General features: G+C 56.8%; 17 protein-coding genes. 3 read left to right on the forward strand and 14 right to left on the reverse strand.

Annotated features, from left to right (window positions below; translation table 11 throughout):
* Window positions 1-7: 7 nt before the first annotated feature.
* A complete protein-coding gene (gene rfbC / locus DXT88_RS20965; protein WP_265215893.1) occupies window positions 8-553 on the forward strand; it encodes a dTDP-4-dehydrorhamnose 3,5-epimerase in 546 nt (181 codons plus the stop codon).
* Window positions 550-1,485 carry a dTDP-4-dehydrorhamnose reductase gene (rfbD, locus tag DXT88_RS20970; protein ID WP_265215894.1) on the forward strand — a complete coding sequence of 312 codons (936 nt, stop codon included), beginning with the start codon at window positions 550-552 and terminating at the stop codon, window positions 1,483-1,485. Before rfbC ends, rfbD begins: the two co-directional genes overlap by 4 nt.
* A gap of 53 nt (window positions 1,486-1,538) precedes the next feature.
* On the opposite strand, the gene DXT88_RS20975 is transcribed toward rfbD, so the two are convergent.
* The 4 genes from DXT88_RS20975 to rfbF are packed head-to-tail and all read right to left on the reverse strand — an operon-like array spanning window position 1,539 to window position 5,798.
* On the reverse strand, window positions 1,539-3,182 hold the full coding sequence (locus DXT88_RS20975; protein ID WP_265215895.1) for a hypothetical protein: 1,644 nt from the start codon (window positions 3,180-3,182) through the stop codon (window positions 1,539-1,541).
* 33 nt (window positions 3,183-3,215) lie between these two features.
* A complete protein-coding gene (locus DXT88_RS20980) occupies window positions 3,216-4,439 on the reverse strand; it encodes a class I SAM-dependent methyltransferase (protein WP_265215896.1) in 1,224 nt (407 codons plus the stop codon).
* Window positions 4,436-4,987: a dTDP-4-dehydrorhamnose 3,5-epimerase family protein gene (locus tag DXT88_RS20985; RefSeq protein ID WP_265215897.1), complete on the reverse strand. Its 552-nt coding sequence runs from the start codon at window positions 4,985-4,987 to the stop codon at window positions 4,436-4,438. The genes DXT88_RS20980 and DXT88_RS20985 overlap by 4 nt, the downstream gene beginning before the upstream one ends.
* A 34-nt stretch (window positions 4,988-5,021) precedes the next feature.
* Complete coding sequence (gene rfbF, locus DXT88_RS20990) at window positions 5,022-5,798, reverse strand: glucose-1-phosphate cytidylyltransferase (RefSeq protein WP_265215898.1); 777 nt, start codon at window positions 5,796-5,798, stop codon at window positions 5,022-5,024.
* 360 nt (window positions 5,799-6,158) lie between these two features.
* On the opposite strand from rfbF, the gene DXT88_RS20995 reads away from it, so the two are divergent.
* Window positions 6,159-8,123 carry a glycosyltransferase family protein gene (locus tag DXT88_RS20995; protein ID WP_265215899.1) on the forward strand — a complete coding sequence of 655 codons (1,965 nt, stop codon included), beginning with the start codon at window positions 6,159-6,161 and terminating at the stop codon, window positions 8,121-8,123.
* Window positions 8,124-8,205: 82 nt separating this feature from the next.
* On the opposite strand, the gene DXT88_RS21000 is transcribed toward DXT88_RS20995, so the two are convergent.
* The 10 genes from DXT88_RS21000 to DXT88_RS21045 form a co-directional block, all read right to left on the reverse strand.
* A complete protein-coding gene (locus tag DXT88_RS21000) occupies window positions 8,206-8,886 on the reverse strand; it encodes a PIG-L deacetylase family protein (RefSeq protein WP_265215900.1) in 681 nt (226 codons plus the stop codon).
* Window positions 8,883-9,929: an N-acetylneuraminate synthase family protein gene (locus DXT88_RS21005; protein WP_265215901.1), complete on the reverse strand. Its 1,047-nt coding sequence runs from the start codon at window positions 9,927-9,929 to the stop codon at window positions 8,883-8,885. Before DXT88_RS21005 ends, DXT88_RS21000 begins: the two co-directional genes overlap by 4 nt.
* Before the next feature lie 8 nt (window positions 9,930-9,937).
* Window positions 9,938-10,639 carry a WbqC family protein gene (locus DXT88_RS21010; protein ID WP_265215902.1) on the reverse strand — a complete coding sequence of 234 codons (702 nt, stop codon included), beginning with the start codon at window positions 10,637-10,639 and terminating at the stop codon, window positions 9,938-9,940.
* Window positions 10,636-11,730, reverse strand: a complete 1,095-nt coding sequence (locus DXT88_RS21015; RefSeq protein ID WP_265215903.1) for a GNAT family N-acetyltransferase — start codon at window positions 11,728-11,730, stop codon at window positions 10,636-10,638. Before DXT88_RS21015 ends, DXT88_RS21010 begins: the two co-directional genes overlap by 4 nt.
* A gap of 32 nt (window positions 11,731-11,762) precedes the next feature.
* A complete protein-coding gene (locus tag DXT88_RS21020; RefSeq protein WP_265215904.1) occupies window positions 11,763-12,812 on the reverse strand; it encodes an N-acetylneuraminate synthase family protein in 1,050 nt (349 codons plus the stop codon).
* The gene (pseG, locus tag DXT88_RS21025) at window positions 12,809-13,855 is read right to left on the reverse strand and encodes a UDP-2,4-diacetamido-2,4,6-trideoxy-beta-L-altropyranose hydrolase (RefSeq protein WP_265215905.1); all 1,047 of its coding nucleotides are present in this window, start codon (window positions 13,853-13,855) and stop codon (window positions 12,809-12,811) included. Before pseG ends, DXT88_RS21020 begins: the two co-directional genes overlap by 4 nt.
* The gene (locus tag DXT88_RS21030) at window positions 13,839-14,567 is read right to left on the reverse strand and encodes an acylneuraminate cytidylyltransferase family protein (RefSeq protein WP_265215906.1); all 729 of its coding nucleotides are present in this window, start codon (window positions 14,565-14,567) and stop codon (window positions 13,839-13,841) included. Before DXT88_RS21030 ends, pseG begins: the two co-directional genes overlap by 17 nt.
* 4 nt (window positions 14,568-14,571) lie before the next feature.
* Window positions 14,572-15,771 carry a UDP-4-amino-4,6-dideoxy-N-acetyl-beta-L-altrosamine transaminase gene (pseC, locus tag DXT88_RS21035; protein WP_265215993.1) on the reverse strand — a complete coding sequence of 400 codons (1,200 nt, stop codon included), beginning with the start codon at window positions 15,769-15,771 and terminating at the stop codon, window positions 14,572-14,574.
* Entirely contained in the window at window positions 15,771-16,769 is a 999-nt protein-coding gene (gene pseB / locus DXT88_RS21040) for a UDP-N-acetylglucosamine 4,6-dehydratase (inverting) (protein ID WP_265215907.1), read from the reverse strand. Before pseB ends, pseC begins: the two co-directional genes overlap by 1 nt.
* A 68-nt stretch (window positions 16,770-16,837) precedes the next feature.
* A complete protein-coding gene (locus tag DXT88_RS21045) occupies window positions 16,838-18,835 on the reverse strand; it encodes a methyltransferase domain-containing protein (RefSeq protein WP_265215908.1) in 1,998 nt (665 codons plus the stop codon).

Below are 18,835 nucleotides of genomic sequence, written 5' to 3' on the forward strand. Positions count from 1 at the left end.
CACCAAGATGAAAATTATTCCTACCGACATTCCCGACGTCATGGTTGTCGAGCCCACCGTCTTCGGCGACTCCCGAGGCTTTTTCTTCGAAAGTTTCAACACCCGCCGCTTTGCCGAATTGACGGGGATCACCGCCGACTTCGTGCAGGACAATCATTCGCGTTCGGGGCGTAATGTCTTGCGCGGACTGCACTACCAGATCCAGCATCCGCAGGGCAAGCTGGTACGCGTGACCTCCGGCGAAGTACTCGACATCGCTGTTGACGTGCGTAAGAATTCGCCGACTTTCGGCAAATGGACCGGCACCATCCTGTCAGCGGAAAACAAGCTGCAGATGTGGATACCAGCCGGCTTTGCGCATGGCTTCCTGGTGCGCAGCGAATATGCAGAATTCCTGTACAAGACGACGGACTACTGGATGCCGGAACACGAGCGCTGCATCCTCTGGAACGATCCCGCCATCGGCATCGACTGGGGCATCGAAGGCACGCCGGCGCTGTCGGCCAAGGACGTACAAGGGAAACTGCTGGCCGACGCCGATGTGTTCCCATGAAAATCCTGCTTACCGGCCAGAGCGGCCAGATCGGCAATGAACTGGCGTTGAGCCTGAAAGGCAAGGCGGAGATCGTGTCGTTCTCGCGCGCACAGATGAACCTGGCCGACCTCGATCAGGTGCGCGACGCCATCCGCGCTGCGCGCCCCGACCTCATCATCAACCCGGCCGCCTACACTGCCGTGGTGAAGGCCGAAAGCGAGCCGGAACTGGCCGCGCGCATCAACGGCGAAGCCCCTGGCGTCATCGCCGAAGAGGCTGAACGGCTCGGTGCGCCGCTGGTGCACTACTCTACCGACTACGTGTTCGACGGCGCCAAGGAAATTCCGTACGGCGAGGACGATCAAACCCATCCGATCAACGTCTACGGGCTGAGCAAATGCGCCGGAGAAGAGGCCATCGCGCGCCATTGTGAAGCCTACTGGATACTGCGCACCAGCTGGGTGTACAGCGTCGGCGGCGGCAACTTCCTCAAGACCGTGATCCGCCTCGCGCAAGAGCAGGAAAAATTCACCATCGTCGGCGACCAGTTCGGCGCACCGACATGGTCGAAGACCATCAGCGACGTGACTACTCGCCTGCTGCTCGACGACGAAGCGCAGATTTCCGGCGATCGCGTGCGCGGCGCCAGCGGCATCTATCATCTGACTGCCGCCGGAGAAACTTCCTGGCACGGCTACGCATCGTTCATCGTCGAGAAGCTGCAGGCCTTGCACGTGCCGATCAAGGTAGGCGGCAGCGGCATGATCACCCCAGTGCCGTCCAGCACCTACCCGGTGCCGCCGCATCGTCCCCGGAGTTCACGCCTGTCCGGCGCAAAGCTGGCGTCGACTTTCGGCGTGACGATGCCGCCATGGCAGACTGACGTCGCCGCTTGCCTTGAGGATATCGTGCGCGAGTACGGCCTGGCCGAGGGACGCAAGCTGGTTTGAAGAGGTGAGGATTTTCTTCCGGCATGCGATCTCGCCGGAAGAAAATGAACGCATCAGTTGCTCGGTACGTACAGTGTCTGGTCGCCACGGGTGATCAGGTTCAGCTGGCCCATGTACTGTTCGAAATTGTCCCCGCCGCAAATCGAGCGCAGGTAGCGCAACAGCAAATAGCTGCCGAGCCGCTCGGCGCAGAACGCCCAAGCGCGCGACTGATAGCCTTCGCGCTTGACTTCGTAGCGCTGCACGCAAGCCCACGCCACCGCTTCGATGTCGGCGATGCTCTTGAGCCAGAACTGCGCCGGAAACACACCCAGCTCGACGCCGCCCATGAAGAATACGCGCTCGTCAAAAAACAATGCCACTTCCCTGCTGTGCAGGACACCCAGCTCGACCGCTGCCGCCGCGAAGCGCAGCAAGTCTTCCACATGATGCGCACTCGCGTAGTGCTTGAGATAGCCGGCGCTTTGCCCGTCGGAGAGAAATCCGCAGGTTTTGCCGATCAGCAAATCGCTGGCGCCGGGATCGAGCATGCTGTCGAAGCTCTGGCGCTCCAACTCCTTGTCCGAGACCACGTCCATCATCCAGTTGTCCTCCGCCGGCACCCCGCTGATGCGTTCACGCGAAATGAACTTGCGGTACATGCAGACGCCGATGCGTTTGACGTTCGGATGATGCGCGAGGATATAGTTGCGCAGCGCAAAGTTGCCCACCATGCCGCCGACGATGGGATGGTAAGCCACCCATTTCGGCGCCAGCTCGCGCAGGTTCAAGCGTCCGGGCGCCTGCGATTCGCCGAGGTAGATCGGCGTGACGAAATCGGGGAAGCGGATCGGCAATTCGACGTGGGTGATGCAGCCGTAAATCAGTTCGACGTCACGCGCCGGGATGGCGGCGGGCGCCGGAGACGTCTCCGGCGCTTCCCCGGTGTACTGCAGAATGCTGTTCCTGAGCTCCAGGAAACGATCGATCAAGGTGATATCGCCGTTCGCAAGATAGTCGCGCTTCATCGCGTCGAGGCGCGGCAGCTTGTCCCGATACGCCAGCGAGGCCAGATCAGACAAGGGGCGTGCTGCATGATCGAACACGGCGATGCGCAGTTGCTGGTCCAGCGCCAGCACCAGCGAGGCGATGCGGTCGGTCAGCCAGGCCTTCAGGGCAACCGGCGTGGTGTCGCCTGAAGTTGCATTGAGACCGGCGGCAAGCGGCCCGTCGCCGGACTCGGCCAGTGCAAAGACTTGTTCGCACAGGTCGAACCAGGTCTTCCAGAACACCGGTTTGGCCAGCACGTTGCCGGCATGCGCGGTGGCGCGGGAGTCGGTGACAAACTCGCGCAGATCCAGCGACAGGCCGACGGCGTCCAGGTAATCCTGCGCCAATTGACGGAAGCCGGGATGACGGGACTCGGCTTCTTCGAACACATTCAGGAAGCATGCCGCATCGCGCTGGTTCGGCACGAACAGGTAGGCGTCGTTGCCGGGATTGCGCTCCACGAATTGCAACATGTCCGCAGCGGCGATACCACTCTGCTCGGCAAACTCGGCCGGGAAAAATCCGTACAACGCTTCTTCATCAACCACCTCGTTGATGAAGTACGCGCGGATCGCTGCATAGCTGCCCCAATCCGGGCGATCGCCCTCCTGCAACGGCAGGAAGCCGGCTTCAGGATGGTGCGAAATCTGGTAGAGATGGATGTTCATGATGCCTGCGGTATTCGTTTCTTGAGGGTGCGCTCACCAGACCTGCAGCTGCGGCACGGCGATCACGAACTGCCCGCCCCAAGTGCGGATCTCGGCCAGTTGCGCTTCGACTTCGGATTTCAGGTTCCACGGCAGGATCAGCACATAGTCCGGCCGCGCCGCCAGCAGCGCCGCCGGCGTCACGATCGACACATGGCTGCCCGGCATGTACTTGTCCTGCTTGGAGGCGGCGGCATCGGCCACCAGGGACAACAGATCGGCATGTACGCCGGAATAGTTGAGCAGGGTGTTGCCTTTGGCGGCTGCGCCATAGGCCAGCACCGTCTTGCCGGCACGCTTCTGTTCCAGCAGAAATTGCAGCAGGCCCAGCTTGATGGCCTCGGCCCGGGCCTGGAATCCCTGATACGTCTCGATGGCTTCCAGTCCGAATTCCTTTTCCTGCTTTTGCACGCGCGCCAGCGCTGCGCCGGGCTGATGCGCCGCGTTCAGGTGGCAGGCGTACACACGCAGGCTGCCGCCGTGTGTGGGGATCTGATCGACGTCGTACACGCGCAAGCCTAATGTGCGCATCATGCGGTCGACGCTGCCGAGCGCCAGGTAGGAAAAATGCTCGTGATAAATGGTATCGAACTGGCTCTGCTCAATCAGGTTCAGCAGATGCGGGAACTCAATCGTGATGGTGCCTTCGTCCTTCAGCAACACCGCCATGCCGCCGAGGAAATCGTTGATGTCCGGGACATGCGCCAACACATTGTTGGCGGCAATCAAATCGGCCTTGCCGTCGCGGGCGACGATGTCCTGCGCCAATTTCACGCCGAAGAATTCCTCGATGATCGGAATCCCCTTGGCGCGCGCTGCGTCGGCGGTGCTGGTGGTCGGTTCGACGCCGAGGCAAGGAATACCGCGCTGCTGCACGTACTGCAGCAGGTAGCCGTCATTGGCGGCAAGCTCCACCACCTTGGAATCCTTGCCGAGGCCAAGACGGCCGACGATCATGTCGACGTAGTCGGCGGCGTGCCTGAGCCACGTCGTTGACGTCGACGAGAAATACGCGTAGTCCGATTCGAACAGCTGATCGTAATGCGCATAGTCCTCGGTCTGCACCAGCCAGCACGAGCGGCAGACCATGACGCGCAGCGGGTAATGCGTCTCCGGGCGCAACAGGTCCTCCTGCCGCAGATAGGCATTCGATGGCGGCGAAAAACCGAGGTCGATGAAGGTATCGTGCAACTCGGTCTGGCAATGACGGCATTTCATAAGGTGATCCCGGAAAAATCGGCGCTCAGCAATGGGTGCTGCAGATCGCGTTCGGACAGGTTTTGCGGCGGCAACGGCCAGGCGATCGCGATGCGCGGATCATCGAACCGCAGCGCGCCTTCGGCCGCAGGTGTATAGGGGGCAGTGTGCAGGTAGAGCATCTGCACTTCATCGGTCAGTGCCTGGAAACCGTGGGCGCAGCCTTCCGGAATCAGCAAGGCGCGGTCATCCCCTGCTTCGAGTTCAAAACCGCGCCAAGCCAGGAAAGTCGGCGAGCCGCGACGCAGGTCGACGACTACGTCGAAGATCTTGCCGGTAAGGCAGCGGATGATTTTTTTCTCGGCATGCGGCGCATGCTGGAAATGCATGCCGCGCACGCTGCCCTGCTGCGCCGTATGGGAGTGGTTGATCTGGCGGATGACGGCGCCCTGCAGCGCGTCGGCCAGATTCGCATCGCAGAACCAGCGGGCAAAACCGCCGCGCTCGTCGCGCCGGCGGTCGGTTTCCACCAGCAGCACGCCGGCAATGTCGGTGGCGATAGTTCTCATGGACGTCGCCCCACGTCCGCGCTGACGTCCGCTCTCACGCCCATTTTTTCCATTGGGCCGCGTCGCTGTCCCAGAGCTGATTGAGCTGGATCTTGTCGCGCAGCGTGTCCATGCACTTCCAGAATCCGTGGTGCTGCCAGTTCAGCAGCATGCCGTCGCGGGCGATGTTTTCCAGCGGCGCGCGTTCAAAAATGGTGGCTTCGCCGTCTTGCAGGTAATCGAACACGCCGGCGCGGCACACCATGAAGCCGCCGTTGATCCAACCGAGGTCGCCGGGCGGCTTTTCGCGGAAGTCGTTGATATAGCCTTGGTCGTCGGTGTTGACCATGCCGAAACGCGCTTCCGGCTGCACGGTGGTCATCGTGACCAGCGCCTTGTGGCTGTCGTGATGGGCGACCAGCGCCTTGATGTCGACGTCGGCCACGCCGTCGCCGTAGGTCAGCATGAAGTCCTGTTCGCCGAGGTAATCGCGTGCCGCCAACAGGCGCCCGCCGGTTTGCGTATGCAAGCCGGTCTCCAGCAGTGTGATCTTCCACGGCTCGGATTTATTGCGATGCACCTCGACCTTGTTATCGACCAGGTCGATGGTGACATCGCCCTGGTGCAGGAAGTAGTTGGCGAAGTATTCCTTGATCAGGAAGCCCTTGTAACCGAGCAGGATCACGAATTCGTTGAAACCGAAGTGCGAATAGCTCTTCATGATGTGCCACAGGATGGGCTTGCCACCGATTTCCACCATCGGCTTTGGACGCACATCGGTCTCTTCGCCCAGACGCGTTCCCAGACCACCTGCAAGAATCACAACTTTCACTCTCTGCTCCCTAACACTGAAGTTGCGGCCCACCGAAATACGGTGCGAGCCGATTTACCCTGAGCCTTCTGTTTGATACGTATTTTTCAAGCATCCTATCCGTTTTAGCTTGGCCGAGATCCTTTGGACTAGACGGTTTATCCGCCCCAATTTGGCTTTTTAAGCGGTGGATAAGATATTCTCCGATTGTAATGACTCGATTTGTCCTGTTTTTGGCTGCCATCTTTGAATTTTGGCAGAAAATTACACTGATATACTCATCAGCACTGCGCCAGTCCACGCGTCGACGACCACTCCGCTCATTAAAACAATGAGGCAGATTCCCGCCATCTGCAGACACCCAGGGATAATAGATTACTCATGAAACAAGATTTGTTTGCCCGGCTACATTCGCCTTATTACGTGTACTGCTCGCCTTTTTCACCTGACTCAGGCGAGAAAAATGTGCTGCACTACCTGTGCCATGCACTTAATCTTGCCGGCGAGGAGGCCTATGTCACCGAGGCTAGCGTGGATACGCTGCGGACGCCAAGATTGACGCAAGACATCATCAACGGCCACATCAAGAACGGCCGTAATCCTGTCATGATCTACCCGCAGACGATCACGGGCAACCCTTTGAGCGCACCCAATGTCGTACGTTATCTGGTCGATGCTCCCGAGGGACGCACCCGCGAAGAAATGAACTGGGGACCACAAGACTTGATCTATGCCCAGCGAGAAGAACTGATTCCTGCGCACATGGAAGCGTCAGTTCTGGCCACACCGTTGGTCAACGACACAATATTTCATCTCGCAGCACCAGAAGCGCCGCGACAGGGTGCGCTATTGTGGCTCAGCCAGTATTTGAACAAAGGCGGCACGCTCGATGTTTTTACGCGCGACGCGCAGGAAATATCCTCCCGCATGCTGCCGCGCTCTCCTGAGCAGCTGGCTACGCTGTTTCGCCAGTCCGAAGTCATGTACACCTACGAAGCCTCGACGGCTTGCTATGAAGCGATCCTGTGCGGCTGCCCGGTTGTCTATCTGCCCAATCCGCTAACATTAAGCCGACCGATGCAAGGCCTTTCTTATTTGGAAGGCGCCGGCTCTGCATGGGGGGCTTCCGATGAACAATTGCGCAAGGCTAAAGAAACCGTCCATCTGGCACAGAATATCTACCTGCGATCCAAGGAGCGATTCTGGCTGGAGTTGGAAGATTTTATCTCCGCCACGCAACAACGCTTCGACCAAAAGACCCCAGTTGGGCCATCGGTGACGCCCACCCCAGCCGCCATCTCCACCCTGATCTCCCCCAATGCAACACCGGCACGCAGGAAACGCGCTCTGGTCTATTCAGTGGAATCGACCTGGAGCCCCTGCCCGCAAATCCGCCTGATCCGACCGTTTGCGCATTTGCAGGAGGAATGGGAACTGATCTGGGGAATCCAGAACGGCCAGTTGCAGACCGACCCCATCGACGGCGCCGACCTGATCATTTTGCATCGGTTTACGCCCGGCTTGATGCCACTTGCATCGCTCAAGGCGATTTTCGATCTGGGCAAACCGATCATTTACGAGTCCGACGATCTGCTCAACGAGATCCCGCATGATCATCCCGAAGCCGCCGCCGGCGCCAGCTGGAAGGAAGGTATCGAATACACGGTCCAACGTGCCAAAGCCGTCGTGGTGTCGACGCAGTTCCTCGCAGAAAAATACCGCAAGCTAAATCTCAACGTATATGTCTTGCCAAACTATATCGACTACGACATCTTCTATCGGCCCGTTCCGCAGCGAAGCGATGACAACATCACCATCGGCCTGCTCGGCTCCTCCATCCAGCCATCCAACTTTGCTCTCGTTGACGCCGCCTTGCGTACACTAGTCGAACGCTACGGCTCCCGGCTGCATATCTATTTTGTTGGCTGGGAATGCCCGAAAGGATGGGAACATCATCCTCAGACCACCTTCCTGTCGTTCGTACACGAGTACGTCAACTATGCTGCACAACTAAAGGAATGGAACTGGGACATTGCACTGATTCCGCTGGCGTCCGACGAATACAATCAATGCAAGAGTTACATCAAATGGCTAGATTATTCCGCGGCGGGAATTGCCTCGGTGTTCAGCGACGTCTCGGTCTACAACGAGGTCGTCACACACGACCGCACGGGTTTGTTGATGCCGAACTCCAGCGAAGCATGGCTAAACGCGATCACCATGCTGATCGAGTCGCCCGAAAAACGCCATGCCTTGGCAAGCGCAGGCCAACAGGAGGTCTGCAAAAATTATGGCCTGCAAGAGAAATCGAGGCTCTATAACCAGGTCTACCGCAGCCTGATCTGAACTGAAAATGAAATAGGGATGTGTGCAATGGCGCCGGAGCGACCACATCATTTCGCCTTCCGCGCAATACCGCGCGGCCAGCCTACCTGACCATACGGCCGAGCACAAAGCTTTCCGCCGCATCGGTACCGATGGTCGCGCCGCGCCAGCGCGCCAGGTGTTCTACCGCTTTGTACGAACGAGGATGTGGCCAGTCTCTCATCTCCATTTCGTATTCATGCAACGCGGCCAGCTTGGCATCGAGCGTAGTCGAGATATCAACGAACCAGGTAGGCGCGAATACTGGCGCGGAGCCGGGAATCTGCCATTCAGTGCTGGACGGCACTTCGAAATACAGCAGCGTTCGCACGGGATTTCCAGGCGTTGATCGACATGCGGTATTGACGGCATCATGGATCACACGGTGATCGATATTCATGTCGCCAGCATGGTGGGTATAGACCAGCGCAGGCGCGAACGAGGCAATCTTTTCTTCGATAACCTTGGTCACATCCAGCCGGTCCACCGAATCCATCCGGTTGTCCGGGAAGCCATGCAAGGACACTTCCATCACACCCAAGCGGCTATTGGCTGCTTGGGCCACGCGCGCCAGTTCAGCCAATTCGTCATGTCCGGAAGCGGCATCAAAGTCGCTGCGGCTGGTCAGCCCTTCGGCCATGATCATGACATGAACTTCATCGCCCTCTCGAACGTGCCTGGCCATAGCGCCGCCGCATCCCAATATTTCATCATCGGGATGCGCTGCGACAACCAACACCTTCATGCCAGATCCCCTTCCTTGAGCAAGGTGTCGGCAGCAATGAAGCCGGCCGCCTTCTTGCCCCACACCTCTTCCAGGCGAGAAGTCGGCATGCCGGTGCCGGGACGTTTGGCGCCGACATTTCCTTCGTTCAGAGGCTCGCCGGGCTCGATATCCCTAAGCGCACAAACACTGCGATAGTATTCACGACTGCCAGCAACATCCTTGTCAGACGGCACGATGACGGCGGCACCGAGCGCACGCTCGACATGCCTGATTTTTTTCACCCATGCGGCCAACTCATCCGGCTCCAGGGATTCGTGTGCATGGAATGCAAAATCCGAACGACTCAGGATAAGGCGCTTTTCAAGATAGGCGCTGCCCAGCGCCAAGGCTGCCACGTCGAGATCGTGGTCGTGCGCAGGGGATGAAAAACCGGCTGGCCACGGGAACATCTCGTTAAGCTTATTAACCGCGCGCATGTTCATCTGCATGTCGTCGGTAGTATGGAAGTCATGCATGAACAATACCGCACTGCCTCCTGCAGCCATGTACCAGTCGACAATCTGCCGCGCCTGCTCTTCCGTAGTGGGTCCGAGGTCGGCGAACATCGGCTTGCCTGTCTTGCCGATCTTTTCGATCAGTTGCTTGTAGGTTGAGTCCCAAGCGCCGATCTTGTGGAATTTCACCCCCAGGCGATCGAGCATATCGACGCCTTCCAAGTAGTCGACAGTGGCAAAGAAATCGAGTCCAGCCTTGGCGCTGGCATCGACGATACGCTTCCATTGCGCTTCCGTGAAGGTCAGCTTGGCAAACATTTCCTTCATGTTCACACGCTGCTCCTGGCCGTCGTGTACGACCAGATAGGTCGCGTTGGGATCAGATACCTGCTGTGGATCAATGACCTGGAACTTGATCGCGTCGATACCGGCCGCCTTGGCCTTCTCGATCAATGCGAGGGCTTTGTCGATATCGCCCATGCAGGTCGTGCCGACTTCTGCAATCAGATAGCAAGGAGCGTCTCCGCCGATCTTTCGCGGTCCCACGGTAAAGGTATTGTTCGACATATCAGTTTTCACGATTGAGAAGGGTTGGTCATGATCAGGTCGCGACTGCGCTCACCGCAGTTCATGGCCAGATCGAGGAAACTCATGTACGGCTCAAATGGCCGGTACTGCTGTGGATATTCGGGGTGGACATAATCATGATATTCAATGGTGATACCTGCCGCCGCAAATTTCTCGTGCTCCAGATAGTCGCGCCCGAACGGACCTGAAATATAGGTAGTGGCGCCCAGCTCACGGCAGATGTTGAGCACCAGATCGCTCTTCTTGCCATCCACGCCCAAGGCCGAACCGTATTTCAACGGCGTAGCCAGCGCGAGAACCTCGCTGATGAAGTAATGATTAATTGCGTCGATCAGGTCGAACAGGCGCGTCCAGGGGCGTTCGTAAAGCTGCTCCAGATATGGTGCATAGCGCTCGAAGTACTGCGATTTGCCATAGCTGTGACAAATCGCCTTCCAATGCTTTTCCGCCCAGTTGGCGGTATTGTCGATCTCCACCGCATTGATTTCCAGTTCGCCGAACTTGCCCTTGGTTCTGACCGGCACAGTCAACCAGTTCCAACCGTTTGCCGTGCGTATCTTATTGCGATTGACGGCACTGTTCTTCTCGAACTGCACCTGGTCCAACACCACGTGCATGTCCGATATGGCAATGCGGTTGAAATAACCCAGCCACGGCAGATAGGCTGGTTGGTTGATCGATAGCCTCATTGGTTGCGGTCTTTGTACAAGTAGATCGTGAAGTCGTTGGCGTGATAATCCTGACGCAAAGACACCCATGGCGTCAATGTCCGGCAAAATCTAAAAGTTTCCACAGGATCGGCATAGAATTCTCCGGCCTCTTTGTTCTTTGCGGCGCTGCTGAGCGAATTGAAAGCAACTGCAACACCTGCGCGTGCAAACATCGCCGTCACCATTGTTTGCAGAAAGCCCATGGGATTACCCTGTCGTTTGGCAAAAATCCCGCTTGCGACCACGATATCGGCAGGAGCGATGTCGTTGGCCTCATCCAGCAGGTTTCTCACGGAAAAATACTGTGCGCCGAAACGCTCCTGGGCCATTGAAATGAATTTCGGCACGATGTCGACCCCGGCATATTCCACCGCCACATCCTGCGTAAGGAGCCAATCGTACAGATCCCCCAAGCCGCAGCCGACATCCAGTATGCGCCGCCCAACCAATGGTGCCACCTCGGTCAGCACCCTGAAGCGCAACTGCTGCGATTGCCGGCTTCCCCAATTAAGCGAGCGACTGTCCACGCCATACAGCTTTGCCTGCGCTGCGTAATAATCGATGTTGAGTTGATCGTCCTGTCGCCATGCCTGTCGATCATCGTCCGGCGCATATTGAACCAGCGTAACATGTTCTGCCGGCGTGTCAGCGCGGAAAGCGTTCTGTACAAAACCCGACTTCAGAAATCCTGACATGCCGGCGGTATTGTCCGCACGCACATGCGCAATGACCCGGGTCAACTGCCACTGGCCACGGATCAGGCGGCAACCTTCGCGAATTGCTTGCGCGCCCCAACCTCTGCCGGTGAATTCCTGCATCAGATAGGCTGATATCACGCACTCGTCGCCATCGTCGCGATCAAAGCGAACGACACCGATCGGCGTAGCACTGTGGCTGACGACATACATCATCCGGTCGGCATTTCGCAGCGTTGCGGCAAACCAGGTCTGATGCTCTTCCCAACTCACTTCACGCTGGCTGGTCGAACGCGCCAGAATGAAGGGATCGTTCCGCCATGCAAAAATCTGCCGCTGGTCGTCTGAACTTGCTGGGCGCAAAGAGATAGTCACGTCAATTCAACCTTTCGCATGCAAACGTCTGTTCAAGCCGAGTCGCTGGAAGGAAAACAGGCGCCGCGTTCAAGTGGCTGGGTGAGCACCATTCCTACCAGTGACTCGGCCATCTTCGGGGGCAAACCATTTCCTGGCCTGCGGAATACGATGTCTTCCATTCCCACGACATGTCCTGCCGGCAAATTAGCAATGGCAACGCACGACAAGCGGAAGTTGGTCCGGTTACGCATCTCTGAGTCCGTCGGGCCGATCACTGACTGCCCCAAACTTTTTTCCAGGCGCCGGATGCCGGCAGTCAATTCGGAAAATTCTGTGGGGTCAGAAGAAAATGCATGGTCTGGGCCAGGCAGGTTCTTGTCCAGCGTGAAATGTTTTTCCACAAAACACGCTCCCAAGGCTACCGCCCCCAGGGCAGCCATATTCCCCCACGAATGATCGCTGAACCCGACCAGATGGCCGAACCGTTGACGCAAGGTGTCGATCTTGCGCAGGTTCACTTCTTCGTCCGGCGTCGGATATGCAGAGGTGCAATGTAACAGCACGAGTTCCTTGCCGCCGGCGTCTTCGAACGCGTTCACGGCGTCGGCGATTTCTTCTTCGATCGCCATGCCGGTGGACAATATGGTCGGCAAGCCGGAACGCGCCATGCTTCTGATCAACGGCAAATTCGTCAAATAGTCGGAACCGTTCTTGAGCAAGGGAGCGCCCGCGTCAAGCAAGTCGCGGATACCATCGTCGCCCGTCGGCGTACTAAAGAACACCACCCTCTTTGCGTCGCAATGGATGCGCAACTCTTGCAATTGCACCACACTCAGTTCGCAACGCCTGAACATATCGTACTGGGTTTCGGTGACAGTTCTTCCTTGCGACTGATAGGTATAGATCAGGGTACGGTCAGATAGGAAATTGTCAGTACGATAATTCTGGAATTTGACTGCATCGGCACCGGCATCCACGGCGGCGTCTATCATGCGCTTGGCCAGCGCCATATCGCCGTTGTGATTAATGCCTATTTCCGCTGCGATAAAACACGGATAACCGGGACCTATGTGTTTGCTGCCTGCCTGAATTGGTTTCATGATCTCTCCCTGAGCATTTCTTCAACGACGCGCCTGGCGCCTGCGCCGTCAACCAGCGCCCTGCCGCGGGCCTGCATTTTTTCACGCGCCGGCGCGTCCAGCGCCAGTTTCTTCAATTCCTCAGCCACGCACACGACATCCAGCCGGTCGCCCCATCCCAGCGAACGGGCGGCATCGGCGGCTTCCATCGACTCTGCAACGGCGCATTGATTCTCCGCCAGCACCACGACCAGGCAAGGCAATCCCATATACGCTGCTTCCAGGGTGGTTGAACCAGCGGCAATCAGCGCCATCTGCGCCCATCGCATGACGCCCGGCATGTCGTCGGTATACGGCAAGACGTCAATGCGATGTCCTGCACATCTAGCCTGGTCGGCGGCTGTGTTGATACGGTCGAGGTGCGGATTGCTCGATCCGGCAATGTATCTGACTTCGAAACCAATATCGACAACCCGCTCCAGCGCTGCGATGATGGTCAGACCCACACCGGCGGGATCGGAACCGCCCAAGGACACCAGCAAACGCGTAGCGCATGCGGGAACCGACGCCACATCGGTGCGCACGAAGCTTTCCCGCAACAATGAGAAACGCGGCCCCAGCAACAGATGCGTACTGCCGTCACAGGGGTAATTCAGCCCCTCCGCGTAGAAATTCTGGTTCAGGATCATGTCAACACAGTAGTGCGCCAAGGCTGGCAGGTCATCAATTACCATCAGCCTGGCACCGGTCCTGCGGATCGCAAGATGATCGTCCATATCGAATGCATAACCATCGAGAACGACCCAATCATCCTGCTGCGGCTTCGCCCAATACGGCCAGACGGCAGCATTGTCGCTATCCCCTGACTCGTCCAGCAACACTAGCCGATGCCCTTTCCGGACGATCCAGTCACGCAAGACCACATCGTCGATATGACCGACGAAATATGTCGTGGCGGCCGTACCGGCAAACGCGTTGGCCAGCGACAAACAACGCATCACATGACCGGTGCCGATGGCCGCATACGCATTGGCGCGAAAGAAAATATTAATCGAGCAATCCATCGATGCGTTCCGCCAGAAATTCGGCAAATTGGAAGTCCATTTCCGTGTCGATGTCGATGCTGCGCTCCCATGGCATTTCGTACGCCGCCAGCGGATAGCCGTAATAATCCTTCTCGCGCCGGAATGCCTTCACATTCACAATCGTCACGGCGCCGTTGCTCCTGACCAGCACCGGCAAGTCTGTGCCGGCCTTGGCACCGGTGCGACTGAGCCATTCCGGGTGCAACGGCGACAAGCCGCCGTCTTTCAAGATCAGAGAAGACAGTGGCGAATGCACTTCCTTTGACACACTCATGAGGAACTCGACTTTGCGCTCGTCGAATACCTGCATCGCATCGGCAATATCCTGCGCACGACAAAATGGCGAAGTCGGCAACAGAATGATCAAGGTATCGTAGCGCTCGCCAGCCTGCTCAAACGTATCCAACGCGTGCAAGGCGACATCGACCACACCGGCCGGATCGCGCGCAAGATGCGCCGGCCGCATGAAGGGAACATCCACACCGCACTGGCGCGCCTGCTCGGCGACAATCTCATCTTCCGTACTAACGCAAATGCGATCGACAAAATCCATTGCCTGTGCGCGCCTGATGGTCCGCGCCAGCAAACTGACGCCCTTCAACGGTCGCACGTTTTTCATGGGCAAGCGCACCGAACCGGCCTTGGCCGGGATCAACACGAGCGTTTTTCCAGTTTCAAGATGTTGCTGCATAGGTTTATACGTCCGACGATGCTTGACTCGCGACAGACGGGATCGCAAGGATGTCGCCCAGCTTGTCGACAACAAAATCCTGTTCTTCCGCCGTCAGGGTCGGGAACAACGGGAGACTGAGCGTTTCCGCGTAATACTGCTCTGCTTCAGGACAATATCCTTTTTTGAAACCCATCTTTTCATAATACGGTTGCCGATAGACCGGAATGTAGTGAATGTTGACAAGCACGCCGACAGCACGCATGGCTTCGTACACCTGCTTGTGCGTTCTTTCGATTTTCGTCAGATCGAGCCGGATGACATATAGATGGAAACCTGAATAGCTATCGGGATGCTGCCAAGGCGTAATGACCGGCAACTTTTCCAACAGCTCGTCGTAGCGACGGGCTATGGCATGGCGCCGGGCGACAAATTCCTCCAGGCGTTGCGCCTGACTCGCCCCTAACGCCGCCTGGATGTCGGTCATCCGATAATTAAACCCCAGCTCCGTCTGTTGATAGTTCCAGATTTCGCCGGGTTCGCGGAACACCATATCTGCAGGATCACTTGTAATGCCATGCGTACGCAACTGGCGAACCGATTTCGCCAGCGCGTCGTCTCTGGTGAGCACCATGCCGCCCTCGGCGGTAGTAATGATCTTGACCGGATGAAAACTGAAAATGACCACATCCGAATAACGACAGTTTCCGATCGGCTCATCAAGATACTTCCCACCGACAGCATGCGATGCATCTTCGATGATGCGGAAATCATACTGGTCCGCCAGATCTTTGATCGCGCGCATGTCGCAAGACTGGCCTGCGAAATGCACCGCGATGACAACCTTCGGCAATCGCCCCTGCGCTTGCGCCGACTGGAGTTTTGCCTGCAATTTTTCAGCGCAGAGGTTGTAGGTACGAGGATCGATATCGACAAAATCGACGGTAGCGCCGCAGTACAACGCACAGTTGGTCGACGCGACAAATGTGTTCGGCGAAGTCCAGACGATATCGCCAGGGCCAACGCCCAACGCCAGACAGGACAGGTGCAGCGCCGCCGTGGCGTTCGATACTGCAATCGCATGCTTGCCGCCGCAGCGGCTTGCAATTGCATCTTCAAAGCGCGATATCGCCGGGCCTTGCGTGATCCAGTCAGACGTCAGCGTATCCACCACCGCCTGAATATCCTGCGCAGAAATATCCTGCCGACCATAAGGAATGACCATCAACTTACCTGCTTGTTATATTCAAGAATTTGATCCACGCCAAGGAAGTGCGGGTTCTTCCCCGATTGATATTCAAATCCATGAGCTACCGGATGCCCCTGTTCACCCAGTTTGTTCACGCTGTAATCGTTGGTGGCGCTGTGAAAACGGATGGTCGGCTGCAAAACGAAGTGGTCGTCGAATTCAAGCGTCAAGTGCGAGTCATCCATCGGACACATGATCTCGTGCAATTTTTCGCCAGCGCGGATGCCGACATGCTTGTGCGGCAAATGCGGCGCCATCGCCCTGGCCAGGTCAACAATCCGCACAGACGGGATTTTCGGTACGAAGATCTCGCCGCCATACATGCGTTCAAAATTCTTCAACACAAAATCGACGCCCTGTTGCAAGGTGATCCAGAAGCGCGTCATGCGTTCATCGGTGATGGGCAGCGCCTCCGCATTGCCGGCAATGAGCTTGTCGAAGAATGGCACCACGGATCCGCGCGACCCCACGACATTGCCATAACGCACCACCGAAAACCTGGTCGGTTTGCCGCCGGCCATGTTATTGGCGGCAACGAACAACTTGTCGGAGGCCAGTTTGGTGGCGCCGTACAGATTGATCGGATTGGCGGCCTTGTCGGTCGATAGCGCGATAACTTTCTTGACGCCATTTGCCAGCGCCGCCTTGATCACGTTCTCAGCCCCGTAGATATTGGTCTTGACGCACTCCATCGGATTGTATTCCGCCGCCGGTACTTGCTTGAGCGCGGCTGCATGAATCACGTAATCGATGCCGCTCATCGCCTCCTGTAAGCGAGACAGGTCTCGTACGTCGCCAAGGAAATAGCGCATCTCCGCGCTACCGAACTCCTGCTGCATATCGAATTGCTTGAGCTCGTCGCGGGAAAAAATGACAATTCTTTTCGGTTTGTAACGCGCAAGAAGGGTTTTTGTATACTGCTTCCCAAAGGAGCCGGTACCGCCGGAAATAAACACTGACTTGCCGTTAAACATGATTCTTCCTTCTGATCTGTTGATTCTCGAGCATTCTGCAAGGCCAAAACGGCCCGCATTCGACGTTATTAATTAGAATCTTTTTCCAGCAGCAGATAGAACTGGAAAGTACACATCTCACGCCATTCTTCCTGAGTCACATTTTTGTAGATCACGCGCTCAGTTTCAATATTTCCCGGCAAGGTCGGCATGAAATTGTCCATCGACTGCTGCAGGCTCTTGTCGATGACGTGATGTTCGCCAACGACGCGGTAGCCTGTTTCCGTCACCAGTTTGATTATTTCCTTGTAGGTGAAAAAACGGATGTGCGTGATGTCCAGCAGCCCTGATGAATGATAAGCCCAGTTGCCGCGATGCAAACCGTCCACGAGAATCAAGTTGCGCACATTGGGGACGCTGACGACCAGTTGTCCCTTGGGAGACATATAGCGGCGCAGCTTCACCATGACATCCCATGGGTTGTACATATGCTCCAGCACATCAGCCAGAATCACGCCGTCAAGCGTGCCGGGAACAAGACCTTCGCGTTCGAGATCGAAGTCCTCGAACATCCCTATCATTACTTTGTCCAGACGATCCTGCGCGATCGTCGCAGCCACACGATTTGCCTCAATACCCCATACTTTGCAACCGGGGAATTTTTGCTTTGCGAGATAGCCGGTGCTGCCCGCAGCACAGCCGACATCCAGCACAATACCCGGATTGATGCGGAACATATCCACGACGTCCATGCGCCCTGCGGTGTGGTACGCGTCGACCAGGCTACTGTCTTCAAAATTCAGATATTGCTGCCATACATAACCTTGTTCGGGCGCTTCCAGCGGTTTGGCGGCACGTCGCATCAGATTGACGATATTGCTGACGGCGCTGCCTTCCTGGTGATGAAAATAAGATTTGCGGGCGCTGCCGTCGGCAAGCAAACGATGCCGGAAAGTCGCATCTCCGAACAATGCGACCAACGCAGGACTGACTTCTTCCGGCTCCAGCACCAGCACCCCATCTCTGGCGCCATATCCACCGCCGGTAACACAACCGAAGTTACTCATCACATTGATCGCAGGAACATTTGCCAGCACCGCTTCTATCGACATATTGGAGTCATAAGAGACAACCACGTCGGCTGCACCGACCCAATAAATGGGATCGTCTATTGCGTAACGCACCCATTTGCCCACGCCATGCTGCTCGGCAAGCTGCATGAAATGTGCCCGCTTGTTTTCGATCGTATCTTCCCCGGTATGCCTGTCCTTATAAATCAACCATGCGTCCTTAAGCCCGGCCTGGTGTGCATCACGCAATGCGGCACAGGCCTGCGTCATTTGCAGACGGTAATCTCGATTATCAAGGAAGCTCAGATGGGCATTCCAGGTTGGCGCCCACACCACCCATTTCTGATCCAGCGGTAATTTGTATTCGTTGCCAAACGTTTCCCGCAACGCCGAGCGCCGCTGAATTACAGCAGGAACCACATCCCAGTAGGGATTACCAAGTACGTGAATTTTTGTCTCAGGCACACCCATGTCGGCAAAGTACTCCGCACTGCGCTTGCTTGGCACAACCAGATAATCCGACAGATTGACCTCACCGGCATACGGCGTGCCGATACCCGAACCGTGCGCAATCTGCATTACGGGAATTCTCTTGCTACGTGACCATAACGCCAGCACCTTGCTGTCCCGGACAACATCATCGTTGAGCATAGTGAGTTCAATGTCGAAACGATCTGTCAGCGTTTCAAGCACATTGAACATGCCATGCGCATATGGCCATTCGACGAGAATTTGTTGCTGAAGCAGCATTAATATTTTTTGGGAATACTCATCGTCGGCAAAACCGATCTCGCTCGTGTTTTGCTGAAGACGTCCCAGAAACAGCGGGACACGTGACTCGTCGGCATTTGGCGGCAACACTTGCAATTCGGAGCCCGCGCTTTCGACTGCCGAACGCATGGCTTCCGTATTCAGGAAGGCAGGAATGATGACAACGCGCTTACGATCACTCAGATACTGCTGCAAAATAGGCAGATTCTTTTCCCACAACGCATAAAGCAAAGCAGCTTTCTTCAT

It is taken from the genome of Herbaspirillum lusitanum (genome assembly GCF_026127345.1).
In the GTDB taxonomy this organism is placed as follows: domain Bacteria; phylum Pseudomonadota; class Gammaproteobacteria; order Burkholderiales; family Burkholderiaceae_D; genus Herbaspirillum; species Herbaspirillum lusitanum.